Consider the following 25,799-nt stretch of genomic DNA (forward strand, 5'->3'; position numbering starts at 1 on the left):
TTTTAAGTTCTATCAATTGTCTTATTTGTAGCTTCATTATATCTTTCACCAATAAGTTCAATTTTATTAAGTCTTTCTTTAATTTCATTTAATTCTTCTTTAGTAAATTTAACATCAGCTCCTGTTAAATTTTCTTCTAATCTCTCAAGCTTTTTTGTACCAGGAATCGGAACAATTCATTCCTTTTGAGCTAAAACTCAACCAATTGCAACAGCTGCAGCTGTTGTTTTTTTTCTTTTAGCTAGTTCTTTTACAAATTCTACTAACTTAAGATTCTCTTTTAAGTATTCCCTATTTTGAAATCTTGGCATTGTTAATCTAAAGTCTCCTGGTTCTAATTTAGTATTTAAATCAATATTCCCTGTTAAGAAACCTCTACCCAAAGGAGAAAAAGGTACAAAGCCTATTCCCAATTCTTCAAGTGTTGGTATTATTTCCTTTTCTGGGTCTCTTCAAAATAATGAATATTCACTTTGTAAAGCTGTTACAGGAAAAATATTATGAGCTCTTCTTATAGTATTTGCAGAAGCCTCACTTAACCCTCAGTGTTTAATTTTTCCTTCTTTGTGAAGTTGTTTCATAACTTCTGCAACTTCTTCTATTGGAGTATTTGGATCAACTCTATGTTGATAGAATAAATCTATATAACTTGTTTTTAATCTTTTTAAAGAACCTTCTATTGCTCTTCTTATATTTTTCTCACTACTATCTATGTCTTTTTTTGTTCCATCTTCATTAAAGCTAAATCCAAATTTTGTTGCAATAACAACTTTATCTCTAATTGATTCTAATGCTTCTCCTAAAATTTCTTCATTATTAAAAGGACCATATATTTCAGCAGTATCAAAAAATGTTACTCCCTTTTCATATGCCTTTTTAATAAAATTCACAGCTTCTTGTTTTGTTGGAAATGGCGGGAATGAGAAACTAAGCCCCATACAACCCAAACCAATTTCAGAAACTATTAAGTCTTTTCCTAATTTTCTTGTTTTCAAAATACTTATTACCTCTCTTATTTATTTAACTTTTCTAAATATAAACTTTTTTTATACTCAATAAATTCAATTTGCTCTTGAATATCTTTGAGCTTATTTAAAACAATCTCTTCTTGCTTCAATATCATTTCATATCTTTCTTTAATAGAGGAATCTCCTTTTTCAATAAAATCCAAATATTTCTTAATTTCTTTTAATGACATACCTGTCTTTTTTAAACATATAACTGTTTTTGGAAATATTAAGTCTTCTTCAAGAATAAAGCGATAGTTATTTTTATCTCTTTGTAATTTTGTTATTAAACCTTGTGAGTCATAATATCTCAAAGCAGATTCATTAATTTTAAGAATGTTTGCAAGTTCATTTAAATATATCTTTTTCATATCCTTCTCCGATTTTCTAAAAGACTTACTTTTAAAGTGATTCCTTATTAAAATTATAATTCATTAAAGTTACTTTAATGCAATAGAGATTCTACTTTATTTAAAAGTTTTTTATTTCAAAAACATTGCTTATAATATGTTTTGCAGCTTTATCTACTCCGTTTTGGTGATTTTTCATAGCAAAAGAGTTTTTTGTAAATTCTAGCATTTCAATATCGTTTTCACCATCACCACTTGTATAAACGTCTTTAGGTGAAAAGTTGTTAAACTCTTGTATAACTTTAATACCATAGGCTTTTGAAACATCTTCTCTCATTATTTCAATAACATTTTTATGAGTTCTTACTGCTTTACATCCCTTTATTTTTCCTGCTAATATTTTTTTAACTTCTTCTATTTCTGATTCTGCTAAGAAAAAATATAATAAGTTTAAATCTTCTGAGTTTAAAATATCATAATTCCCTTGTTCAAAATTATTGTGTGTTGAAGCATATTTTTTTAAAAAAGCATTACCATAAACCTCAGGTTGATCAACTTTTGAGTAACTCATTCTTTTATCTTTTAAACAATATCCTAAAATATATTTTTCTTTTAGACTATCAAAAATATCTCTTATTTGTTTTCTTGATTCTTTTGGAATTGATGCATTTGCAATTACTCCTTTACCATTTTCATATATAACAGCACCATTATTGCAAATCATATAATCATATGGTATTTTAGCTTTTTCCAGTACTGGTTGAATTTCATGTTCCATTCTTCCTGTAGCTATTGCAAACTTATTTCCCTCCTTAATTCAATTTTTAATAAACTCTAAATCTCTTGGGTCAATATAATCATTGTGTGTTAAATTAATTGTTCCATCATAATCTGAAAATCATCATTTCATAGTTTCATATTCCTTTCTTAATTATTATAAAATAAAAAAATAAAAATCTCACAAATGTGAGATTTTACTAATTTTCAATAAGGACTTTAATTCCAGGTCCCATAGTTGTTGAAAGAGATATATTTTTAATATATGTTCCCTTTACAACTGCTGGTTTTGCTTTTTTTATTACATCTAAAATAGCTGTATAATTTTTCATTAAATTATCTTCATTAAATGAAACTTTTCCTAATATTGAGTGAACATTTCCCTCTTTATCAGTTCTATATTCAACTTTACCTTTTTTAATTTCATCTAATGCTTTTGCAATATCCATTGTTACTGTTCCTGTTTTAGGGTTTGGCATTAATCCTTTTGGTCCTAAGATTTTACCTATTTTACCTAATTCAGCCATCATTTCTGGTGTTGCAACAATAATATCAAAATCAAATCAGTTTTCTTTTGCAATTTTTTGAATTAAATCTTCTGCTCCTACAAAATCTGCTTTTGCATCTTCAGCTTCTTTAATCTTTGTTTTTGTTAGAACTAAAACTTTTTGAGTTTTACCAGTTCCACCAGGCATTACAATAGCCCCTCTTATTTGTTGGTCTGCATGTCTTGGATCTACATTTAAGTTAAATGCAATTTCCACAGTTGAGTCAAATTTAGTAACTGAAGTTTCTTTTACTAATTTAATAGCTTCTACAATTGGGTATAGTTTAGTTTTATCAACTTTTTGGTTAACAGCTTTTAATTTTTTACTTAATTTTGCCATTATTATTTACCTTCTTTTTCTGGCATTCCAGTAACTTTAATACCCATGTTTCTTGCTGAACCTTCAATAATTTTCATTGCTGCATCAATTGTATTTGCATTTAAATCAACCATTTTATACTCAGCAATTTTTTTAACATCTTCTGCTGTAATAGTTGCAACAGTTTCAGTTCCTGACTTTGATGATCCTTTAGAAATTCCTGCAGCCTTTTTTAACATAAATGCTGCTGGAGTAGTTTTTAAAATGAAATCAAAAGATTTATCATCATAAGCTGTAATAACTACAGGTACTACTTCTCCAGCTCTATCTTTAGTGGCATCATTAAATTGTTGTGTGAATTGAGGCATGTTAATTCCAAGTGAAGCTAATTCTGCACCTGGTTTTGCTTGCATTGCCATAAATTCTAATTTTGCTATACGTGTGATTCTTTTTGCCACGAACAACACCTCCTGTTTTCGCTGTGGTCCTAACGTAATGATATGCATTTGCTTATCTTACTTCCACAATTAAAATCTGCCATAATTAATAATAACATAATTTAAAAGTAAAATAAATTTCTTTTTATTAAATAAGATTTATGGTTTCTATAACAATTTGTTCTACTGGTACATCTTCATGAAAGTTATGTGTTGTTGTTTCACTCTTACTAATTTCCAATGCAACTTTCAAACTTTCTTCATTAGATAACTTTCCAAACGATGCATATTGTCCATCTAGAAAACTTGCGTCACCTGTTACAATAAAAAATTGACTATTTGCACTATTCATATCATTTGTTCTTGCCATTGATAAAACTCCAGGAGTGTGCCTTAAAGAAGTTGTATTCTTATTTCATCCATTAATTGAGAACTCTCCCTTAATTGGTTTTAAACCACCTTTCTCATTCATTTCAATATCCATTCCCCCACCTTGAATCATAAAATCTTTTATAACTCTGTGAAAAACTAGACCATTGAAATATTTATCTTTGATTAAACTTACAAAATTCTTAACTGTAATTGGTGCTAAATCTGGAAACATTTGCGCTTGCATTTTTCTACCATCCCTTAAAATTATTTCAAATTCTATTATTTTCATATATTTTTACCTCATGAAATAATAATACAAGAAAATAAAAGAACTTTGTATAAAACAAAGTTCAAATTAATCAATATATGCTTTTTCTAAATTTGAAAATTCAAATTCTGTTTGTGTAATTCTTCCAAACAATTCAATATTAACAACGGCAATTCCTTTTTCGAAATCCATCTCCATCACTTGTCCTTCGGTACCTGCAAAAGGACCATCCTTTACTCTAACAACTTCTTTCGTATTGAATTTCGCAGTAAACAACACTTTTTCCTTTTTAGGCTGATTTGCATTACCTTTTGATGTTTTTTCATTTTTATCTTGTTGACTATTTTGTTCTAACATTCTTGAAACTTCTTCAACTGTTAATGGTAAAGGTTTGGCACCTTTACCTGATGAACCAATGAAACCAGTTACTCCTGGAGTATTTCTTACAATAAATCAAGTTTCATCAGTCATATTCATATTTATGAACAGATATCCTGGAAATTTATTTTTTTCATTAATTTTATTATTTTTTCCTACAACAGGTCCTTTTGAAATTCTAATATCGAATATTCTATCCTCTAATCCTGATGTTTCAATTTTTTGAAGTAAGTCAGTTCTAACACGATCCTCGTGCCCACTATTACAATTAATTACAAATCATTGTCCTTTATAAGATGCTAATTCATCTTCTAATTCAAATAAGCGTTGTTCCATGATAATCTCCTTTTAGATAATTTTAATAAGTTCAAATAAGCTTTGAAAACCTCAGTCAACAAAGAAAAAGAATACTCCAAAGATTGCAATAAATATTATAACTCATAGAAATTTAGTTCCCAAATTTTTTCTTGAAGATCATTGAATTTTATTTACTTCCTTCAAGAATTTAATAGGCGCTTCTTTTATAGCTAATTTATAATTTATTTTTTCTTTTTCTTTTTTTACTTTTCTTTTTTTAGCTGCTTTGACTTTTCCTTCTTGTGTTCCATCATGCCCTTCAAACTCATTAAATAATTTAGTAAATTCCTCTTTTTTTTGTTTTTTTTGAGTTTTTTTACTATCCTTTTGAGTTTTTTTGTCCTGAATTTTTTTCAATTTTTCCTGAGCTTTTTGCTCTTTAGAATTATTTTTATCAGACATGTTTATCTTGTCTCCTTATGTAAAACATGTGCATTACAAGTAATACAATGTTTTTTAATTTGTAGTCTTTCTCTCTGAGAAATAGTACTTTTTTGAATAGTATAATTTCTTGAAAGACATTCACTACAAACTAGTATAACCTTTTTTTTTGATTGTGGCATGAAAACACTCTCTTCTTTTCCTACATATTATATATTAGAAGTATCTTTAATAAAACCCTTAAAAAGACTTTTTAGTTTTTCTTTAAACTCTAAAAACTCTCTTCTTTTAATCTTTAATTTCTCAATAATCTCTTTTTGGCTATATCCTTTATAAAGCATTTTTGCCATATTTGCCTCTGTTGCTACACACTCATATTTAATAAAATTTTTCAAAGTTTCTCTTATATAAAGATTTTTTTGCTCATCATTATATTTTTGTAAAGAAAATTTATCTATATCTCTATCTATAAAAGTTTGGCCTTCTTCTGTTAGTCCACTTCTAAATGAGTTTATTATCAATAGAGTTATTTTTCTTTTATCTCTTTTAAGATACTTTGCATAATCTAATATACGTCTTTTTATTATAAAATTTGCATAAGCTAATAAAGGCACTTTTCTATTTATATCAAATTTATTTTTAATCTCTTTAAGAGCAAAAAAACATGAGATGTAAAATCATCTTTATCCAATTGGAGATAACCTAACTTAATATGTTCTGTATTGATAATTTTTATTACGGATTTTTGAAAATGTACTAATTCCTTTTCAGAAATATCATTTCCAAATTCTATTCTTATACTTTCTTTAATTGCGTCTACCGCGCCATATTGATTTGGCATTTGTTTTTCCTTTCAAAATCTATTTTTTAGATAATTCAAAAAGGATTATTCCTGTTGCAACAGAAACATTTAACGAGTCAATCACGTTATTAGTTTCAATTTTAAAAGTAAAATCAGACATTTCTATGATTTTACTTCCAATTCCATTTCCCTCATTCCCTATAATTACTACTGACTTATTATCAAAATCAATTTCCCCAATGGATTTACTATTCTCACTTAAATGAGAACTATATATCCAAAATCCCCTGTCTTTTAGACTGCTTATTGCAGACTTAAGATTACTAACTTTGATGATCGGTACATTGTAAATTGTTCCTGCAGACGCTTTCATAACTGCTGGTGTAACTTGAACTTGATTGGATTCTTGTATAATAATCCCATCCACTCCAAAAAGACTAGCTGTTCTAATTATTGATCCAAAATTCTGTGGATCTTGTATTTTATCTAAAATTAAAACTTTTTGTTTTAATTTTGAATTATTATAGAAATCTTTTAATTCAAGATAATTGAAGTCTCTTACTTGTGCAATTAATCCTTGATGATTGACTCCCTCTTTTATTAGTGAGTTAAACTCTTGCCTTTCCAAAGAATGTCATTCCAAATTATTTTGTTTTATGATACTAAAGATCTCTGGATTAAATGAGTTTCCTTTTAAAATAAAAACTTGCTTAATTTCAATTAGGAAGTTTCTAATTGTATTTTCAACTGCATTTTTTCCATAAATATAGTTTTTCATTAAATGATATTCCCCTGTTTAAGAGTTTCTCTCAATTTATCTGCTTTGTCAAACTTTTTCTGAGATATTAATAATTTTCACTCTTTTATTTTCTCAATATCTTTTTTATCTAATTTTTTAATATTAAAACTGAATCCCAAGACCTTTATTATTTTTAATAATTTTTTATAAGTTAAATCAACTCTTTTACTTTTAATTTGAATATTAATATTTTTACACATTTCATCAATAAGAGAAATTATCATAGGTGTGTTTAAGTCATCATCTAATAAAGACTCAAAATTTGTAATATATTTATATGAATTAAAATCCTCATCAATTGGAGTTTCATTTATTAATACTACCTCTCCAATTGCCGTACCTCAATTAACTGTTCTTAATAAAGATTCAACTTTCGTAACTCAATCAATTGATTGGTTAATCAAATCTTGATTGATATTTAAAGGTTGTGTATAATTTGAGTTTAAAAAGATATATCTTAGTGAATTAACTCCATTTTCCTCTAAATAATCTTTTACAAGAATTGTATTATTTAGAGATTTAGACATCTTAATATCATCAATTGACAAATGACCATTGTGTAGTCAGATATTAGATAACTCTTTTGAGTTTTTTGCCATATATTGAATTCTTTCATTTTCATGATGGGGGAATTTTAAATCAATTCCTCCGACATGAATGTCAATTGTGTCTTTAAAAAAATCATCTATTAAAAGTGCACATTCAGTATGTCATCCAGGTCTTCCAAAACCTCATTTAGATAATCATTTTTTGCCAGTTTTAGTCTTTTTTCAAAGAATAAAATCCTGAGGGTTTTTTTTATTCTCATCGATTTCAATTCTTTCACCGATATTTAGATTATTAATATTTTGATTTGATAAAGCTCCATACTCATTGCTTCATTTACCAATATCAAAATAAACATTTCCTTTTTTTTCATAAGCAAATCCTTTTTTTATTAAATCATCAATAAAAATTAGGATTTCACTTATTTTTGAAGAAATTGGTGTTATTAAAGTAGGACTTTTTATATTTAGGTTTTTAAGGTCATTAAAAAAAGCATCCGCATATATTTGGGCATGCTCTTCTTCTGCAATATTTTGCTCAGCCGCCTTTTGAATTATTTTGTCATCAATATCTGTAATATTTAAAAGGTATTTATATTTTATTTCCTTATATTCCAAGTATCTAACAATAATATCAGTTAGAATTAATGGTCTTGCATTACCAATGTGAATATAATCATAAACTGTTGGTCCACAACTATAAATACAAAATTTAGGCACATTAATCTCAATAAATTCTCTTTTTAAAGAATCATATAATTTCATTTACTTTTACCTCTAGGTTAAATTATCTATCTCTCTTAATTAACGGAGCTACAGCTTTATAGGTTAAATATAAAACTGCTGAATTAAATATTATTTTTAATGGTGCTTGAATAAGTCTTCCAATAAACATAGCTGTATATCCACCTTCCGATGGTATTCCTAAAAAACCAGCATCTCCCCAAGCCGAAATAACAGCTGTTACAAGATATTCTGAAGCCGTTGCAAAAAGTATTATTGGGAGTAGTACATGTAACGTCTTCCTTTGTCCACGAATAAGAAGAACAAAATAAATAACTCAAAATAAACCAAGACAAATAATTATTGAGCCTAAAAAAATTCACTTATAAACTTCCTTAGATACTTCAAAGTTTAAAATTTTTATTGATTCACCCTCCGGATATGCGCTAATTACATATACAATAAAAATTGCAAACAATATTAAAAATAAATTAATTAAGGCTACTGGTACTCAATTATATCCTTTACCTAATCTTAAAAAACTTGACCCAATACCTGCAATAAAACCATAACAGATTATTACAATTATAAATGCAGGATGTATAAATGATGGAACAAAAATCATTACTAAGACTTCTGTTATAAGTGCCACTAAAACTCCAATAATTGGTCCAAAAATAAAACCAGTTATTTTTACCATAACACCTTCAAAAGCAATTCTAATTGGTGGAAATACAGTTATTGGCAGTGTTAATGAAATAACAACAGTAACACTTACATTTATAGCTGTAAACATTGTTATATAAGCAATGTTTTTTGTAGTAAATCTTATACCATGATATCTTTCTTTAAGAACTCAATATGATATTGCATTATAAAAGAAATAGACAGCAATAAAGAAACCTATAAATGCAGACATTGCATAGGCCATATTATTTCCCTCTAATAACCATTTACTAATGTTATTCATATTAATGCTCCTTAGTCTTCTCAATAAATTTCTTCGTCGTTATTTTTTTTCAACATTGAGTTTATTTTTGAAAATGGTTTACTATTTTCAAATCCGTTTTTAAAACTAAATGGTGAGGGATGAGCAGAAAAAATAATTTTCTCCTCATTTTTAAATACAAGACTATTATATAGTTTTTTTGCAAAATTTCCCCATAAACAATAAATAATATTTTCATTAAGATTATTTATTTCATTTAAAATTTTTAAAATTACTTTATCTCATCCTAAATCTTTATGAGAATTTGGCAAACCCTTTTCAACAGTAAGAGAAGAGTTAATTAAAAAAACACCTTGTTTAACTCAATTTGATAAGTCATTATTTTGAAAATGATCAATGCCTAGATCACTTTTTAATTCTTTAAAAATATTCTTTAAACTTGGAGGAGTTCTAACACTATTTGATACACTAAAAGCAATCCCGTTTGCTTGTTTTTTGCCATGATAGGGATCCTGTCCTATAATAATGACCTTAATATCTTTTGGTTTAATTAATTTAAAAACTCTAAAAATATCATCCTTTTTAGGATATATATATTCAAAACTTTCAATCTTATTAAGAATATTTTCAATATCTTTAATAATATCTTTATCTGAAAATAAATCAATTCACTCTTTTGGTAATTCTTTTAATATATTCATTATTTAAGTAGCTTTTCATATTTCTTTCTAGAACTTTCTTCTCTTCTTTTAATTCTTCTTAGCTCTTTTTTTTCTTTTTTTGAAAGAGAAATATTATCTAAATCTTCTAATTCTGCATCTTTTCTTGGAGTTGAAAATATTTCATCATCTTCATTAACAGGACCTAAGTCTATTACATTTGGATCTCTCTTTTTCAATAGATTATTTTCAGGAATTAAATTCTTTTGGTATATTTCTGTTATTGCTTTTTTTTCAAATTCTTCAGAGTCATCATCACCAATAGTAATATTTTTACTTGTTTCTGGTAAATCATCTAATCCAAATACTTTTTCCGGTTCAGGAATTTGATCAATTATTTCTTTTCCATTTTTTTGTTTTTGATGTTCTTTAATTAATTGACTAGCTACTTCACTTAAATATAAAGTTGGAGTTTCTTCAAAATCTGCATTTACTTCAGGTAAATCATCAAGTCCATTAATTTTAGCTTTTTTATTTTGCTTATCAATAAAATCCTGATTAACTATGTTTAAGTCATCTTCTAAATTAATATTTTCTTGCTCAATTACACTTTCATTATTATTTCTAAAACTATTAAAACTTGTTAAGTCTTTATATGCAGAAACTTCCCCTAAACTATCATCATCAGTATTATTAATAAAAACTTTATTTTCTTGAATAATGGCTCCTAATTTATCCTCTTCAAACAAACTTGAATCAATTGAAATAGTATTGTCATTAAATCCAAATTTAAAATCTTCTTCATTATTTTGTTCTACTTCCTGTTTATCTTCAAATTGAGATTTATTTTCAAATTCTTTTATATTTGCTGGATCATATCTATCTTCAAATTCACTTATTTTCTCTTGCTTATATCTATCCTCAAAATTTTTATTAGTAAATAAATTATGTTTAGGATTTCCAATATCTTTATTCATACTCTGTTCATTAACATTTAAGAAGTTATTAATTTGTTCATTAGGTTCTTCAAAATATATGTTATTAATTTCAGATTCTCTATTATTTTCAATATTATTATTTTCATTATTTCTTAACTTATCAGAAATACTATTTACCTGACCGCTTAAATTTAACAATTGATCAGAGAGATTATTTATCTGACCTGATAATATTTTAGAGTTAGAATCCTCATTATTATTTTTATTATACATTTGATTATTAAAGTTTGAAGAATCAGCAATAAAACCCCCATTTTGAAATGGTACAAAAGGTCCACTACTTTGACCATTCATAATTCCAAAATTTTGTGTTGGTCCATTATATGTGGGATATGAAGGTTGTTGCATATTTGGATATCCATAAGTTGGTTGTTGCATATTTGGATACGGCGATTGAATAAAGTTTTGCACAATACTTGGAACTTGACTTTTTTCACAATTTTGTTGAGGAATCCCATTTTGTACATTGTTAACTGGTTGAGTATTTGACCCTCTATTTTCATTTAAATATTTATTAGAAACACCATAAGGAGCTGATTGTCCTAATTTTAATTGAAATGGATCTTCATGAATACCAATTTTTTTACTACTAAAATTATTATCATATAAAAAATTATTTCTTTGAGGCTTTTGCCAGTTTGAGATAGTTCTATTAGTAGTTTTAATAAGAGATTGTATAAATTTATTTGCTTCCAATTCCCCAATAAAAGATGCCACTACTTGATTTGTTCTTCCGTCAACTATATTAAAAAAATCATTTTCAAATTTTACATAATAATTCATAGTGATCCTCACCCTTCTTATTTTTTATTAATTAATAGGATCTATCTCTAGCTTTGCCTTTTGTAAATCTTTAAATATATCATCATTTCCAGCTCTAAAAATTTCTTTTTCAGTAAACTGATAAATGCTTGGTTCATATCAATAGATAACTTCATCTGTTCTTTCTTTATTTTCGTTATCAAAACCCTTTTCTAATACTATTCCATTTAATTGATAACCCACAATCAAATTATCTAAAGTAAATTTTAATTTATAATTTCTACCTTCAGAATCTTTTTTATCCCCAGGGACACTAAATAAAAAATCAATGCTTAATTTTTGGTCATTATCCGATTTTCCATAAATAAAAGTTCTTTTATCATTTTCCTTTGAACCAACAACTTGTGCTTGCATAGTTTTTCCATCATTTGCAGTATAAAAAGTAACTCCAGTTGATATGTCATGTCTTGCTTCTATACAATCTTCACCATTACACTGTTCAAATTTTGCATCACTTTGAACAAAGTTATTATCAAATTTTCCAGGCATTAATATACCATTTCTAAATTTTTCATCGACTTTATTTAATTGTGTATGTAATGTTTTAAATTGTGCTTGAGTCAAATTGTTTACACCCAAAACCTTTTTCATTTCTTCACTTCCAAATTCCTTAATCTTTGAATAAAGATTATTTGCATCTTCATCAGTCATATTATAAATTTTTTTATCTTTGTAACTACTAAAATCACTATGATTAAAGTATTCTTTGTAATGACTTTCTTCTCATTTAAGTTCAATATAATCTTTAAGATTCTTTTTATTTCCATCTTGATTTTCTTTAATTTTTTGAACCTTACCATCTTTATATTCTATTTCTGTATTCATTGTTAAAGCATTCGATGCTTCATATACTGAAGCGTTTGATGCAGTTCACTTTTCATTTTCACTTAACTCAGATTTAGTAATACCTAAATTATAATTAATTTCAGTAAAGTTTGAATTTTTTGGAGCTTCATAATCTGATTGAAAATCTGATTTAAAATTTCCTTCTTTTGTTTTTGTATTATCAATAAATTCAATATATTCTTTTTCACCATCGATAAAAAGATTTTCTAGTGCCATACCTAATCCCTTTTCACCCAAAACTTTTTTTTGCTCTTCTCTTTTTTTAATGTTTGGATATTTAGTTTCACTAAAAGTTAAAGACTCCAAAATTAAATTAGCTAAAACGGGTAAAGTTGCTGCACTACCAAAAAGTTTTTGAAAGTTAACTTTATTATTAGCAATTTTAAATTCTTCCTTTTCATCAATTGTAATTTTTACTGGATTTGTTTCAATACCACAAGATACAACAGCTGATATACTTGGAGAAACAACTAGTAATGAACCTAAAACCGATAATAACTTTTTCATAATTTAAACCTCTTTTAAAAAAATCTTTACTCTATTTTACCTTATTTGAAAGAAAAAAGCATTAGGAATTTTTAGACTGATCAATAAATTTACCATAACTTCTAAGGAAATTTACTTTAATAACTCCTGTAGCTCCATTACGATGTTTTGATATTATTACATCTGTTTCATCAGTTGGATCTTCAGAAGCAAGATTATATTCTTTTGTTTTATAATACGCATCTCTATATAAAAACATAATTATATCTGCATCTTGTTCAATAGCTCCACTATCCCTTAAATCAGACATTAATGGTGTTTTCTCTTCTCTCTTTTCAACACTACGAGATAATTGTGATAAACAAATTATCGGCATATTTAACTCCCTAGCTATTTTTTTTAAATGTCTAGATATAGTTGCCACTTCATTTTGTCTACTATCAAATTTATTTGACATTGAAGAAATCAACTGTAGATAATCAATAAAACAAATTTCTACTCCAAAATCTCTTTTCATTTTTCTAAGTTTTGATTGTAATTGTAAAACAGTAATTCCCGGAGTATCATCAATAACGATATTCATATTTTTTATTTGCTCACCGCTAGCTGTAATTCTAGACCATTTTTCTGTTGTTAACCCTTGAGCATTTCTTAATGAACTAGATTCTATACCTGAAATTGAACTCAATATACGTTGAACTAATTGCTCTTTTGGCATTTCCAAAGAAAAAAATGCAACACCATTTTGTCTTTCTGCTGCATTCACGGCCAAGTTAAGAGCAAATGCTGTTTTACCCATTGATGGACGAGCAGCTAAAATTATAAAATCTCCTTTTTGTCATCCATTAGTAATTTGATCTAAATCAGAAAACCCTGATGGGACACCATTTACTAAACCTCCATTTTTTTCTAAAGCCTCAATTTTTTTAATAACGTCAACTACAGTTTCTTTAACTTCGGTGGCATCATCTTTTTTAACATCAGTTTTTATATTAAGAATTTTTTGTTGAGCAATAACAAAAACTTCATCAATAGGTGATTTACTATCTCTTAATTGTTTAATGTGTATTAAAGCTCTATCTAATTGTCTTCCAATTGAATTTTTAAAAACTATTTCTACATAATCTTCAAAACCCTCATCTGTATAAAAGTAACCTGATACATCAGATAAATATGATACTCCTCCAACTTTTTCAAGGGACTTTTTATCTTCTAAATACTCAGCTAGTTTTGTAATAGTTATATTTTGACTATTAATTGAAACTGTATTTATTGCTTCAAAAATAATTTGGTGCTTTTCTAAACTAAAATCTTCTGAGTTTAACTGCGTTAAAATATCAAAACTTGCTTTTGGTGAATGCATTGCAATTGCTAAAACTGCTTTTTCTGAGTCAATTAAAACACTTTCAATACTAATATTCATATTTTCTTTCATTATTCTGTACCCTCTACAAAGACTTTTAGTGTAGCAATAATTTTAAAATCAAGCTTAATTTTTAAATAAAATAAACCAAGCTTATTAATATTTTCATGCTTCTCAAATTTTCTTTTATCTAAATCAATAAGAAATTCTTTTTTAATTCTATCTGTAATTTGAGAAAGTGAAATTGAGCCAAAGGGTTTTCCATCTTTTGTTTTTATTTTAAAGTTTAATTGAATATCTTCAATCTTTAACTTTAAATTATTTATTTCAATTTCTTTTTCTGCTTTAATTTTTTCTTCTTTTACTTTTCTAACATTTAAGTGGCTTAAATCTCCTTTTGATGCAACAATTGCTAAACCCTTTGGAATTAAAAAATTTGTTGCATATCCATCAGACACATTTACAACATCATCTTTTTTGCCATAGTTTTTTACATCACTTAATAGAATTACTTTCATTTTTTTCACCTTAATAATTATAACAAATAAAAAACACCTTGTTGGTGTTTGAAAAATTATTATTGAACAACAAAAGGTAATAAACCCATTCCTCTTGCTCTTTTAATTGCAATAGCTAACATTCTTTGATGTTTAGGTGATGTACCTGTTACTCTCTTTGGTAAGATTTGTCCATTAGCTGATATAAATTTTTTTAAAAGGTCTACATCTTTATAGTCAATATAATCAATATTGTTTTTTGCAAAGAAATTAACTTTTTTTCTTCTTACAAATTTTTTCATTTTTTATTCTCCTCTTTTAGTCTTCTCATAAAATTGAATCATCATTCGATGATTTTGAATCGTCTATTAGATCAAAATCAAAATTATTTGATGTTTGTTGTGTAGATGATTTTGATTGGTTTGATTCAAATGAATTATTTGATCCAGGTTGGTTACTTGCAGTACCAGTGCCACTCAAAAATTCTATCCTATTAGCTCTCACTGTAACTATTTGTAAAAATTGGCCATTAGTATTTTCTTGTCTAACATTAATAGCACCTTCAACAGAAATCTGAGCTCCCTTTTTTACAAACTTTGCAAGATTTTCTGCTGTTTTTTCTCATGCAAAACAAGGTACAAATTGTGTAAATTGATTACCCCCAGAAAATTCATTAACAGCTAATGTGAACGGAACATAAGATTTACCATTTGATGAACTTCTAAGTTCAGGATCTTTTGTTATTCTTCCAATTAAATTTACTGAATTCATTTAAATTCTCCTTCAAATATATTAAGCAGCTTCTTTTTCAACTTTTGTTACTTTTACTTCTTTATCCTCAGTTTTAACAGCAGCCTTTGGTTTTGTTGCTTTTACTTCTTTTACTTCTTTTACTTCTTTTACTTCTTTTACTTCTTTTACTTCTCTATTAACTTTTGCTTCTCTAAATTCTTGTGAATTAGAATTTTCATCTCTTCTTGGCATTCTTCTATCAAATCCTCTTGAAGGCTTTTTCTCTTCTTTAAATTTAGACATATCAGTTTTTGATAATTTTGTTGATTGAATGTATCTTTTTTCATTTTCAGTATTAATCACTTGATATCTAACAACATTTTTATCAATTCTTGAAACACGTTCAAATTCATTAATATTTACAGAATCTGTTTCAACTATTACAACAGTATAATAACCTTTTTTCTTTTTCTTAATTACATATGCAAAATCTTTTAAACCTCAGTCTTCTGATTCTAAAATTTTTCCGCCATTATTAGTAAGTATGTCATGTAATTTTTTTTGTACAGATTTAATATCTGTTACATCTTGATCAATGATATACATTATTTCGTATTTTCTAATCATATTCTATCTCCTTGTGGTCTTTTGGCCTAGTTAAAGGCAAGGAGTTAATAAAAATTAACTCGCTTATTTATTATATAGTAAAAATTAATGTTTATTCAAGATAGATTCAATTTATAACTAACCTTGTACATCTTTTCTAAAAGTAATTTTTATATTACTTTCTTCACCATCAATAAATTTAACTTTACTACTTTGTTTTTCAATCATTTGACAATCATCATAAGCTTTAAAATTTTTTTTCTCATAGGCTTTTTTTATTATTTCAGTTTTAAAACCCTGAGGTGTTTGAGTTTGGATATAAAAATCTCTATTAACAGTTTTTATTTTATTTTTTTTAATTAACTTTAAACAGTTTATAACTTTTAATGTTGGAACTACGCAATCATACTTTTTTAAATTTTTTATAATTGATTTAATAAGTTCTTTAGACACAAAAGGTCTAGCACCATCATGAATTAATACATAGTTTTCCTTGCTTAATTCTAAACCCTTTTTTACAGATTCAGCTCTTGTTTCTCCCCCTTGAACTAAAATGATTTTTTTATCTTTAATTAAATTAAAAACTTCCTTATTTGATACTAAAATAATCTCTTTAATTTCTTTAATATTATAAAAACTACTTATTGTTTTATTTATTAATAATTCATTCCCAATTTTCACTAACATTTTATTTTGTCCAAATCTCTCACTAGAACCATTTGCAACAATAATTAAGGATATCATTTTTTATCACCAATCTAATTATAAATAAAATCACAACAAAGTTGTGATTAAAAAATATTAATATTATTTATTTTGCAATATTCCATAAATTCCTTACCTCATATTGAAGAATGAATCTCTCCAATATGTTGCTTTTCAAGAATTGTCATAACAACTCTATTTATTAAAACACCAACTGATAAAGTTAAAGGTAGCTCATTTGACTTAATTAAATGATTATACTCATTATTAATTTTGCTATTTTCTTTTAGTATTAAGTTTTGTTCCTTTAAGGTTTTTCTATCAACTTGAAATCCTGCATAAGAAACTGATATAGATTTTTCACATTCCCCATTATAAATATAAAGCTTAGAGTAAGTTTTTAAATTAAAAACATCTTCAGACAACTGACCAATATTTTTTTGATTAAAAATTTTATCTGCATAATTTTGAATTACAAAACTACCATTATCTTTACCAAATTTATTTAATCTTTCAGTAAAAGTTAATAAAGGATATAATTCTCTAAGTTTTTCGTAAGTTATAAATGTTAGAGTTTTTGAGTAGTGAAAGGTATTTAAATTTTGAAATTTTTGACTAATCTTTAAATCAATAAAACACAAAATTTTATAAATCTCTATTAATTTATTATTTAGAAATTCCATATCAACTTCATCAACAAGAATCTCTAAACCAATTTCTTCATATATTAAGGAACTTGTGTTATCTAAGTTAACATCTCTATTAACTGTAGTAAAATTAGTTATTATTCCACTTATAGTTCTATCATCATTCTCTAGATTTCTTAAAAAATATCTTCTTCATTTATTATTTGCTTGCATTATTTCACCATACTCATTCTGACTTACAATATCAAAATCGATTGGTCTTTTTGTTTGCTGAAAATCATCATTTAATCATACTGATTTATTTGTGATTAGACCACTGGACATATTCAATAAATTAAATTTGCTTTTCAAAGAAGAGAAAATATTTTCTTTAATAAATTCTATTCCCTCTATAGTATCTTTAAAGTTTAATTTAGATACATAACCTAATGCAATACCATATTTCATTAGATACCTCTAGGTTTCATTTGAGGGAAAAGTAAAACATCTTTTATTGAATCAGAATTTGTTAATAGCATAACTAACCTATCTATTCCTATTCCTATTCCAGCTGTTGGGGGCATTCCATATTCTAAAGCTTCTATGAAATCAATATCCATATCATTTGCTTCATCATTACCTGCATCAGCTTCCTTTATTTGATCAATAAATCTCTCATACTGATCAATCGGATTATTTAACTCAGCAAAAGCATTTGCATACTCTCTATTAATAATAAATAATTCAAATCTATCAGTAAACCTTGGGTCTTTTGCATTTAATTTTGAAAGAGGAGAGATTTCTTTAGGATGTCCTCAAATGAAAGTAGGTTCAATTATTTTTTCCTCTACAAACTCTTCAAAAAATAAATTAATAATATGACCTACTGAAAAATGATGTTTATCTACTTTAATATTATGTCTCTTTGCAATTGCACATGCCTCTTTAAAAGTCATCTCTTTTCAAAAATCTATACCACATACTTCTTTAATTGCATCTACCATATGTCATCTTTTAAAAGGTTTTTCCAAGTCTAAATCATATCCAGAGTATTTGATTTTTGCAGTTCCTCTAACTGAAAAAGAACATTCTTTAAATATATCTTCACATAATGTCATTAAAAAATCCATATTTTTGTAAGCAACATAAAGTTCAACAGAAGTGAATTCAGGATTATGTCTTGTACTTATACCTTCATTTCTAAATATTCTTCCTATTTCATAAACACCATCAAATCCCCCAACGATGCATCTCTTTAAGTGGAGTTCAGTTGCTATTCTTAAAAAGAACTCATTATCTAAGGCATTGTAGTGAGTAACAAAGGGTTTTGCACTTGCTCCTCCTCTTACAGATTGTAAAATTGGAGTTTCAACTTCAATATAACCTTTAGAGTCTAAAATTGATTGAATAGTTCTTATAATTTTTGTTCTGTTAATAAAAACTTGCTTTGATTCAGGATTAACAATTAAGTCAACATATCTTCTTCGATATTTTTCTTCAATATCTGCAATACCTAAATGCTTATCTGGTAATGGTTTTAAAGCTTTAGATAGTAATTTAGCATTTTTAACTCTTATAGTTAACTCACCATGATCTGTTTTCATCATAATGCCTTCAACTCCAATTATATCGCCAAGATCTAAATCCCTAAAATATTCAAATTCTATTTCTCCAATTTCATCTTGTCTTACATAAATTTGAATTGCATTATCTTGATCTTGAATATTTCCAAAAATTGCTTTTTTTCCAGCTTCTCTAAACAGTCTTATTCTTCCTGCTGTAGATACTTTAATATTTGCCTTTTCTTGTAATTCCTCTTTTGAAAATGAAGAAAACTTTTCTTTTAATTCAGTTATAGCGTGACTTTTATTAAATTGGTTTTCAATAAAAGGATCTCTCTTATCATTAATAAGTTTTTTTAATTTTTCTCTTCTAATATTTTCTTGTTCTGAAAAATTTCTTTCAAAGTTATTACTCATTTTCTTATTCTCCTAAGTTTCCATCTTCATAAAATTTAAATATTTTTTTTATATCTTCTAATGATTCTATAGTAGTTGCCATTTTTTTCATTTCTTTTATTTTATTATCTGAACCTAATGTTCCTAAATATCAAAGAAGTTGTTTTCTCATTTCTCTAATTGCAAATTCTTCTCCACGCATTTCAATTAAAATATTTGCATGTCTTGTCACTGTTGCTTTTCACTCTTGATAACTTGGTCCCTCTAAAAATTCACCAGTATCAAGATAGTGTTGTATCTCTCTAAAAACTCATGGATTACCTTGTGCTGCTCTTGCAATCATAATTCCATCACAACCAGTTTCTTCAATCATTGCCTTTGCTGAAGGACCATCAAAAACATCACCATTCCCAATTACAGGAATTTTAACTGCCTCTTTTACTTTTCTAATTCAACTTCAATCTGCTTTACCATTATAAAATTGATTTCTTGTTCTTCCATGTACAGCTATAGCACTTGCTCCATTTTTTTCAGCTATTTTTGCAAGTTCAACCACATTTCTGTTTTCATCATCTCAACCAATTCTCATTTTTACAGTTACTGGTTTAGAAGTGTTTTCAACAACTGCCTTAATTACTTCTCCAACTCTTTCTGGATATTTTAATAAATTTGCTCCTGCTTGACTTCTTAATGCCACTTTTGGTGCAGGACAACCCATATTTATATCTATAACATCACACTCAGAAAATTCTTCAACAATTTTTGCACCTTCAACAAATGAATCAGTATCAAATCCAAAAATTTGTAAAGTAATTGGATGTTCCAGTTCAGAAACCTCAATCATAGTTTTAGTTTTTTGATTATTATGAACTAAACCTTCTGTACTAACCATCTCAGCATATACTAAAGACGCTCCTTTTTCTTTACAAATAATTCTGAAAGCTGCATTTGTAGTTCCTGCCATTGGACCCAAAAATACTTTACCTTTTATAACTATATTTCTAATTTTCATTAATTTTTATTTTCTCCATTTATATATAATAAATTATTTATTTCTTTAAATATAACGTATATATTTTTTGATATTTTCGAAAAGAATTTATTAATATGATTAACAACCTCAGCTTGTTTTAAAGATCTTGCAATTCAATCAATATTTATTTGAATTACATCTTTTTCATAACCATTTGCAATTAAAGTACTAGGGTCATTTCAAAAAACTATTTTTTTAGAATCAGTATCCATAATTAAAGCTAATTCATCAATTTTTTTAAAATATTCTTTAAGGTGAGTTTCATCCACACCTTTAAAACTAAAAATTGGCATAATTTCTCCACCTTTAACAATTATAATTATATACTTTTTTTAAACCCATTTTAAGATTAAAAAACTACAAATTATTCATTTGTAGTTTAGAGTTTTTGAACTATGATCAGTCAATTTGAGCTGGTCTTTTTGGAGATTTATTATGCTTAATTTCATCAATTAAGCCATTTCTTACGTGTATTACAGTATCTCCAATTTCACTAATATTTGGATTATGTGTAACAATGATTACAGTTGTATTATATTTTTCCTTTACATCAACAAGAATATCCAATACTTTTCTACCCATCTCTTCATCTAGTGCTCCTGTTGGTTCATCACCAAATAGAATTTCGGGGTTTTTTGCTAATGCTCTAGCAATTGAAACCCTTTGTTGTTGTCCACCAGACATTTGATGTGGGTATTTATTCATTTGTTCTTCCATACCAATAGTTTTAAAGATTTCTTCAATTGACATTTTATTTTCTTTTGATTTACTTAAGTTTTCTCCAACTTCTGCATTTTCTTTTGCAGTTAAGTTTGAAAGCAGATTGTATTGTTGGAATATAAAACCAACATTTTCTCTACGAAATTTTGTTAAATGAGAGTCTTTCAATAAAGACAAATTATTACCTAGAACAAAGACATCACCCTCTGATGCCTTATCCAATCCTGAGATTGTATTTAATAAAGTTGTTTTTCCTGAACCAGATGGTCCAAGTATTACAATAAATTTACCCTTTTCAAGTTTCAAGTCCACACCGCGTAACACAGGAGTTAACATATCTCCAGTCACATATCATCTTTTTACGTTGTATAGCTCAATAACATTTTTATCTAAATCAGGATTATTACCTGTTGTAGATACTATTTTACCTTCTAATATTTTTTTTGAATATTTTGAGGTATTTTGTTTTTGGACCTTATTTTTCAATTTTAATCCTTTAACACCTTCTTCAGTTACTAATGGTAACTGAACATGTTCAAATTCTCTTATAAGAGTTTGATCCATACCAACCGAAGTTTTTTTAGTTAGTTTTTTATTGTCAATCCTTTCAGATTGTTTTAAATCTGCTTCAACCCTTTTTTGTTGTTTTAAATCTTTGTCTTCCATATTAAACTCCTTAATATAGAACTTAAATACACCTATAATAGTATAACATAAATCCTATTTAATCTCATTTGGTTTTACATTATATTGTTTTTTACAAAAATCACAAGTAACTTCTACCAGTTCTCCCTGTTCAATAATTTTTTTAATCTCTTTTTCTCCTAATAATTTAACTGAAGATATTACCTTATCAATATTACAAGTACATTCAAATTTTAACTCACTAATACCTAGGATTTTTGCATCACTACAAATATCTTTTATTAATGACTCATAGTTAGTTGTATTTATTAGAGTTTTAACTAAGTGATCTAATGTTCCTATCTTCTCTTCTACAAAATCAATATCTTCATCTTTAAATCCAGGAAGTAATTGAATAATTATTCCACATGCCTTTTTAATGTTTGCATCTTCATCCAATTCAATTGTTGAAGTAATTAAAGAATTAATTTGGTCACTTTGTTGTAAATAGTACATAAAATCAAAATTAATCTCACCTGAAATTATTTCTACTCTTGAAGTATAAGGAGAAGTTTCCCCATTATCTCTAGATATTTGTAAAAATCCTTGTTTTCCAACTACTTGTGATAAAGCACTTCCCTCCTCAAGATTAATTTTATCAATTTCAAAGTTTGGGTTTTGAATATATCCTCTTACTTTTTTATCCTGAAATTCAGCAATTATTGATCCACCAAGACCCATTCCATTTAAATTAGTAGTCATTTTACTTCCATCTTTTATAGATAAGCTCAAAAGAGCATTATCTATAATTGTTCTACCTAATGCTACTAAAGCAAGAGGATTTGCATTTTGCAATACTGCAATTTCTTTAAAACTTTCTGTAATATCAACTATTGATATTTTGACATTATTTTTTTTACTTATAGCTCTAATTTCCATATCCATAATTTTGTTCTCCTTGAAATTCACTTATATTATTATACTTGTTTAAAAAATAAAAAAACACTTTAAGATAAAGTGTTTTACTTATCATCTTCATCTGGTTCAAACTCTAATATTGCACCAGATTCTTTTTTCTTATCTTCAACATCTTTTCTGTTTTTTTCTTCTACAACTTCTTTTGGTAATTTATTATGTTTATCAATGTAATCAATTTGCTCAGCAGTAATTGTTTCTAATACTCTTAAAGACTCTGCAATTAATTCTAAAACATCTTTATGCTTATTTATAACTTCTAATGCAGTCTTGTAACATTTCTCTAAAATAGTGTTTATCTCTGTATCAATTTTAAATGCCACCTCATCTGAATAAACTCCTTTTGTTTGTCCATATGATTCCTCTTGCATTGTTAAATATTTTGTAAGTCCTAAAGTTGACATACCAAATTGTGTAACCATTCTTCTTGCAATATTTGTAGCTTTATCTAAATCATCATGTGCTCCTGTTGTAATTTTATTTTTACCAAACATAATTTCTTCAGCAGCTCTACCCCCAAGATAACCAGCGATTGATGCAAATAAATCTTCTTTTGATGAAAAATTTGATTCATCCTTTGGAGTCATAATTGTATAACCCCCGGCATTACCTCTAGGAATTATAGTAACTTTTTGAACTTTTGATGCAGATTCTAATCTCAATCCCATTAATGCATGTCCTGCTTCGTGATATGAAACAATTTGCTTATCTTGCATTGTCATAGCTCTTGATTTTTTAGCTGGTCCACCAACTACTCTGTCAATAGCTTCATCTATATCTAAAATATTAATCATTTTTCTTTTATCTCTAACAACAAGAATTGCTGCTTCATTAAGAACATTTTCTAGTTGTGCTCCTGAAAAACCTGGCGTTCTTTCAGCAATACGCTTTCAATCAATTTCAGGTGATACAGATTTATTTCTTGAATGAAGTTTTAATATTGCTTCTCTCTCACGAATATCTGGTAATGATATTTGAATAGTTCTATCAAATCTTCCTGGTCTTAATAAGGCACTGTCTAAAACATCAACTCTGTTAGTTGCTGCCATAACAATAACTCCAGTATTTGATGCAAAACCATCCATTTCAACAAGTAATTGATTTAATGTTTGTTCATTTGTTGAAGCTCCCATTCCACCACTACGTTTTCTACCAACAGCATCAATTTCATCAATAAAAATGATACATGGTGCTGCTTTTTTAGCATCACTAAAAAGATCTCTTACTCTACTTGCTCCTAAACCAACAAACATTTCTTCAAACTCAGAACCAGCCATTGAGAAAAATGCAACGCCAGCTTCCCCAGCAACTGCTTTTGCTAATAAAGTCTTACCTGTTCCAGGAGGTCCCTCCATAAGAACACCTTTTGGTACTCTAGCTCCCATTAATGCATACTTATTAGGATTTTTTAAATAATCAACAAGTTCAACAAGTTCAATTTTTTCTTCATTAATACCTGCAACGTCTGAAAATTTAACATCTGATTTAATTTCTCTTGGTCTTGTGTTTTTGCCTGGTCCAAACATTCCACCACCCATTCCACCTTTTGACATAGATGAGAATATTCAAATATAAAAACCAATTAAAATTACCATTGGTAATAAATTAATTATTAAAGTCATAAACGGTGAATTTCCTTGTGATATTGTTATTATGTTTTGAGTAAAATCCTTAAAAGCATTATTATCATCACGAAGTGAAGTATAAGATGAATTAGTTAAAGTTAAAACAAACTTCCTTACTACTCCAGAACTATTAGTATATGACCCAGATATAATGTGTAAACCACTGTATACCTGTTCCGTTGAATTTTTACTTATTTTATTATTCATTAATAGCTCAACGAATTCTGATTCTGTTAGTTTATCTGATGTCCCTGCAATAAACTGTCAAATAACAATTCCTATTACTATTAACATAACTATAAATAAAACCCATAATCATATAGATTTTTTCTTTTTCATTTTTTCACCGTTTTCTAATTTCTTTATAATTTTATCATTATATGTTTATTTTATTTAAAAGTATTTTGTTTGTTTTATCAAAAATTAAAATATTTTCATATCTTTTAAGATAGTTTACCTTTTTATCTTTATATATTTTTGATAACAACTTAGCATTTAAAAAAATCTTAGATTGATATTTTTTTCAGTTATTTGTAACAATAATGTTTTGACTATCAACTATATTATTTTTAAATAGTTGTTCTTTAAAATATTTATTTTGCTTATCTTCAATTTCAAAAATATTTAAATCCTTAGATTTTAATACTCTAATAGTTTCATAATCTTTCATTAAAATCAGATTACCTTTTTTAATTTCAATTAACCTTTTTTTAGATAATAGTTGTTTTAGGAATTCCTTAATAATTGCCTTTTTTGTTTTATATAAAAACTGTGCAAAGTCATTTTTCTCTAAAAAGTTAAATAAAAGATATTCATTTCAATCATTGTCCTTACAAAAGTTACTTAATTCTAACCGATTAGAGATAGACAAGTTTTTTATTTTTAACTGATAACCTGATAATTGATTATTTTTATTCTTAATTTCTTTAATTAATTCATTAAAATCACTTTCACTAAGAGTTGACCTTATTCTATTTCTTTCATATATTAAATTAGAATTTGTATAGTCAGTAATATAAGAAATTTTCATATTATCTAAATATTTTAAAATTTCAGACTTCTTAATTGATAATATTGGTCTTAATATTTTCTTATTCTTATAAAGGGATTGATTATTTATACCAAAATAAGATACCTTTTTATTACTTTGTTTTTGCATCAAGTATGTTTCAATATGATCATTTAAATTGTGAGCTATCAATATTGCATCAGCTCCCTGATTCTCCAATTCTTTACAAAAAAAATCATATCTTACATTTCTTGCTCATGATTCAAAATTTTCTTTTAATTCATTATAATTTTGCTTAATAGTTTTAATAAAAAAAATAATATTATTCTCCTTACAAAGTTTTTTAATAAGTTCTACATCTTTATTAGAATCTTTTCTAAAATTATAATTTACATGACAAACTACAAAATTTTTAAATTCATTTTCCAAAAGGTAATTAAAAAGAAAAACACTATCAGGTCCGCCTGATAATCCTAAAATATATTTCTCCTCTTTTTTTAGCAA

At 26.7% G+C, this 25,799-nt stretch carries 31 protein-coding genes; all 31 read right to left on the reverse strand.

What is annotated here, in order from left to right; genetic code table 4:
* Nucleotides 1–2 precede the first annotated feature (2 nt).
* The 31 genes from AAHM84_RS04395 to tilS all read right to left on the reverse strand — a co-directional run bounded on the left by AAHM84_RS04395 (nucleotide 3) and on the right by tilS (nucleotide 25,799).
* A complete protein-coding gene (locus AAHM84_RS04395) occupies nucleotides 3–995 on the reverse strand; it encodes an aldo/keto reductase (protein ID WP_342258699.1) in 993 nt (330 codons plus the stop codon).
* Between the two features lie 17 nt (nucleotides 996–1,012).
* Complete coding sequence (locus AAHM84_RS04400; protein WP_342258700.1) at nucleotides 1,013–1,378, reverse strand: MerR family transcriptional regulator; 366 nt, start codon at nucleotides 1,376–1,378, stop codon at nucleotides 1,013–1,015.
* 100 nt (nucleotides 1,379–1,478) lie between these two features.
* The gene (locus AAHM84_RS04405) at nucleotides 1,479–2,267 is read right to left on the reverse strand and encodes an HAD family hydrolase (RefSeq protein ID WP_342258701.1); all 789 of its coding nucleotides are present in this window, start codon (nucleotides 2,265–2,267) and stop codon (nucleotides 1,479–1,481) included.
* 67 nt (nucleotides 2,268–2,334) lie between these two features.
* Complete coding sequence (gene rplA, locus AAHM84_RS04410) at nucleotides 2,335–3,021, reverse strand: 50S ribosomal protein L1 (RefSeq protein ID WP_342258702.1); 687 nt, start codon at nucleotides 3,019–3,021, stop codon at nucleotides 2,335–2,337.
* A 2-nt stretch (nucleotides 3,022–3,023) separates the two neighbouring features.
* Nucleotides 3,024–3,458: a 50S ribosomal protein L11 gene (gene rplK / locus AAHM84_RS04415; protein ID WP_342258703.1), complete on the reverse strand. Its 435-nt coding sequence runs from the start codon at nucleotides 3,456–3,458 to the stop codon at nucleotides 3,024–3,026.
* A 127-nt stretch (nucleotides 3,459–3,585) separates the two neighbouring features.
* A complete protein-coding gene (locus AAHM84_RS04420) occupies nucleotides 3,586–4,098 on the reverse strand; it encodes a peptidylprolyl isomerase (protein ID WP_342258704.1) in 513 nt (170 codons plus the stop codon).
* A gap of 66 nt (nucleotides 4,099–4,164) precedes the next feature.
* Nucleotides 4,165–4,791 carry a transcription termination/antitermination protein NusG gene (nusG, locus tag AAHM84_RS04425; RefSeq protein ID WP_342258705.1) on the reverse strand — a complete coding sequence of 209 codons (627 nt, stop codon included), beginning with the start codon at nucleotides 4,789–4,791 and terminating at the stop codon, nucleotides 4,165–4,167.
* Between the two features lie 12 nt (nucleotides 4,792–4,803).
* Nucleotides 4,804–5,214, reverse strand: coding sequence for a preprotein translocase subunit SecE (gene secE / locus AAHM84_RS04430; RefSeq protein ID WP_342258706.1), 411 nt, complete (start codon nucleotides 5,212–5,214; stop codon nucleotides 4,804–4,806).
* Nucleotides 5,215–5,216: 2 nt separating this feature from the next.
* Nucleotides 5,217–5,375, reverse strand: coding sequence for a 50S ribosomal protein L33 (gene rpmG, locus AAHM84_RS04435; protein ID WP_020835970.1), 159 nt, complete (start codon nucleotides 5,373–5,375; stop codon nucleotides 5,217–5,219).
* 27 nt (nucleotides 5,376–5,402) lie between these two features.
* Complete coding sequence (locus tag AAHM84_RS04440; RefSeq protein WP_342258707.1) at nucleotides 5,403–5,807, reverse strand: hypothetical protein; 405 nt, start codon at nucleotides 5,805–5,807, stop codon at nucleotides 5,403–5,405.
* 8 nt (nucleotides 5,808–5,815) lie between these two features.
* Nucleotides 5,816–6,034 carry a hypothetical protein gene (locus AAHM84_RS04445; RefSeq protein WP_342258708.1) on the reverse strand — a complete coding sequence of 73 codons (219 nt, stop codon included), beginning with the start codon at nucleotides 6,032–6,034 and terminating at the stop codon, nucleotides 5,816–5,818.
* 19 nt (nucleotides 6,035–6,053) lie between these two features.
* Complete coding sequence (rlmB, locus tag AAHM84_RS04450; protein WP_342258709.1) at nucleotides 6,054–6,773, reverse strand: 23S rRNA (guanosine(2251)-2'-O)-methyltransferase RlmB; 720 nt, start codon at nucleotides 6,771–6,773, stop codon at nucleotides 6,054–6,056.
* Complete coding sequence (cysS, locus tag AAHM84_RS04455; RefSeq protein WP_342258710.1) at nucleotides 6,773–8,104, reverse strand: cysteine--tRNA ligase; 1,332 nt, start codon at nucleotides 8,102–8,104, stop codon at nucleotides 6,773–6,775. The genes rlmB and cysS overlap by 1 nt, the downstream gene beginning before the upstream one ends.
* A gap of 22 nt (nucleotides 8,105–8,126) precedes the next feature.
* Nucleotides 8,127–9,032, reverse strand: coding sequence for a hypothetical protein (locus AAHM84_RS04460; RefSeq protein ID WP_342258711.1), 906 nt, complete (start codon nucleotides 9,030–9,032; stop codon nucleotides 8,127–8,129).
* An 11-nt stretch (nucleotides 9,033–9,043) separates the two neighbouring features.
* Nucleotides 9,044–9,703 (reverse strand): uracil-DNA glycosylase, encoded by a 660-nt coding sequence (locus tag AAHM84_RS04465; RefSeq protein WP_425289577.1) that lies wholly within the window; start codon nucleotides 9,701–9,703, stop codon nucleotides 9,044–9,046.
* A gap of 8 nt (nucleotides 9,704–9,711) precedes the next feature.
* Nucleotides 9,712–11,451, reverse strand: a complete 1,740-nt coding sequence (locus AAHM84_RS04470) for a hypothetical protein (protein WP_342258713.1) — start codon at nucleotides 11,449–11,451, stop codon at nucleotides 9,712–9,714.
* Between the two features lie 27 nt (nucleotides 11,452–11,478).
* Complete coding sequence (locus tag AAHM84_RS04475; protein ID WP_342258714.1) at nucleotides 11,479–12,843, reverse strand: hypothetical protein; 1,365 nt, start codon at nucleotides 12,841–12,843, stop codon at nucleotides 11,479–11,481.
* 61 nt (nucleotides 12,844–12,904) lie between these two features.
* The gene (gene dnaB, locus AAHM84_RS04480) at nucleotides 12,905–14,257 is read right to left on the reverse strand and encodes a replicative DNA helicase (RefSeq protein WP_342258715.1); all 1,353 of its coding nucleotides are present in this window, start codon (nucleotides 14,255–14,257) and stop codon (nucleotides 12,905–12,907) included.
* Nucleotides 14,257–14,703 carry a 50S ribosomal protein L9 gene (gene rplI / locus AAHM84_RS04485; RefSeq protein ID WP_342258716.1) on the reverse strand — a complete coding sequence of 149 codons (447 nt, stop codon included), beginning with the start codon at nucleotides 14,701–14,703 and terminating at the stop codon, nucleotides 14,257–14,259. Before rplI ends, dnaB begins: the two co-directional genes overlap by 1 nt.
* 59 nt (nucleotides 14,704–14,762) lie before the next feature.
* Nucleotides 14,763–14,984, reverse strand: coding sequence for a 30S ribosomal protein S18 (rpsR, locus tag AAHM84_RS04490; protein ID WP_053945715.1), 222 nt, complete (start codon nucleotides 14,982–14,984; stop codon nucleotides 14,763–14,765).
* 16 nt (nucleotides 14,985–15,000) lie between these two features.
* Nucleotides 15,001–15,453: a single-stranded DNA-binding protein gene (locus tag AAHM84_RS04495; RefSeq protein ID WP_342258717.1), complete on the reverse strand. Its 453-nt coding sequence runs from the start codon at nucleotides 15,451–15,453 to the stop codon at nucleotides 15,001–15,003.
* 21 nt (nucleotides 15,454–15,474) lie between these two features.
* Nucleotides 15,475–16,041 carry a 30S ribosomal protein S6 gene (gene rpsF, locus AAHM84_RS04500; RefSeq protein ID WP_342258718.1) on the reverse strand — a complete coding sequence of 189 codons (567 nt, stop codon included), beginning with the start codon at nucleotides 16,039–16,041 and terminating at the stop codon, nucleotides 15,475–15,477.
* A gap of 117 nt (nucleotides 16,042–16,158) precedes the next feature.
* A complete protein-coding gene (locus AAHM84_RS04505; RefSeq protein WP_342258719.1) occupies nucleotides 16,159–16,764 on the reverse strand; it encodes an IspD/TarI family cytidylyltransferase in 606 nt (201 codons plus the stop codon).
* Nucleotides 16,765–16,811: 47 nt separating this feature from the next.
* Nucleotides 16,812–17,819: a hypothetical protein gene (locus tag AAHM84_RS04510; protein ID WP_342258720.1), complete on the reverse strand. Its 1,008-nt coding sequence runs from the start codon at nucleotides 17,817–17,819 to the stop codon at nucleotides 16,812–16,814.
* Nucleotides 17,819–19,330 (reverse strand): lysine--tRNA ligase, encoded by a 1,512-nt coding sequence (gene lysS, locus AAHM84_RS04515; RefSeq protein WP_342258721.1) that lies wholly within the window; start codon nucleotides 19,328–19,330, stop codon nucleotides 17,819–17,821. Before lysS ends, AAHM84_RS04510 begins: the two co-directional genes overlap by 1 nt.
* A gap of 4 nt (nucleotides 19,331–19,334) precedes the next feature.
* Nucleotides 19,335–20,321 carry a tRNA dihydrouridine synthase DusB gene (gene dusB / locus AAHM84_RS04520; protein ID WP_342258722.1) on the reverse strand — a complete coding sequence of 329 codons (987 nt, stop codon included), beginning with the start codon at nucleotides 20,319–20,321 and terminating at the stop codon, nucleotides 19,335–19,337.
* Complete coding sequence (locus AAHM84_RS04525; protein ID WP_342258723.1) at nucleotides 20,321–20,635, reverse strand: DUF1904 family protein; 315 nt, start codon at nucleotides 20,633–20,635, stop codon at nucleotides 20,321–20,323. The genes dusB and AAHM84_RS04525 overlap by 1 nt, the downstream gene beginning before the upstream one ends.
* A gap of 100 nt (nucleotides 20,636–20,735) precedes the next feature.
* On the reverse strand, nucleotides 20,736–21,728 hold the full coding sequence (locus AAHM84_RS04530) for an ABC transporter ATP-binding protein (RefSeq protein WP_342258724.1): 993 nt from the start codon (nucleotides 21,726–21,728) through the stop codon (nucleotides 20,736–20,738).
* Nucleotides 21,729–21,782: 54 nt separating this feature from the next.
* Nucleotides 21,783–22,631: an Hsp33 family molecular chaperone HslO gene (locus AAHM84_RS04535; protein ID WP_342258725.1), complete on the reverse strand. Its 849-nt coding sequence runs from the start codon at nucleotides 22,629–22,631 to the stop codon at nucleotides 21,783–21,785.
* A 77-nt stretch (nucleotides 22,632–22,708) separates the two neighbouring features.
* Entirely contained in the window at nucleotides 22,709–24,625 is a 1,917-nt protein-coding gene (gene ftsH, locus AAHM84_RS04540; protein ID WP_342258726.1) for an ATP-dependent zinc metalloprotease FtsH, read from the reverse strand.
* A 37-nt stretch (nucleotides 24,626–24,662) separates the two neighbouring features.
* Complete coding sequence (gene tilS / locus AAHM84_RS04545) at nucleotides 24,663–25,799, reverse strand: tRNA lysidine(34) synthetase TilS (RefSeq protein WP_342258727.1); 1,137 nt, start codon at nucleotides 25,797–25,799, stop codon at nucleotides 24,663–24,665.

The organism is Spiroplasma endosymbiont of Dioctria linearis (assembly GCF_964030865.1).
Lineage (GTDB): Bacteria > Bacillota_I > Bacilli_A > Mycoplasmatales > Mycoplasmataceae > Spiroplasma_A.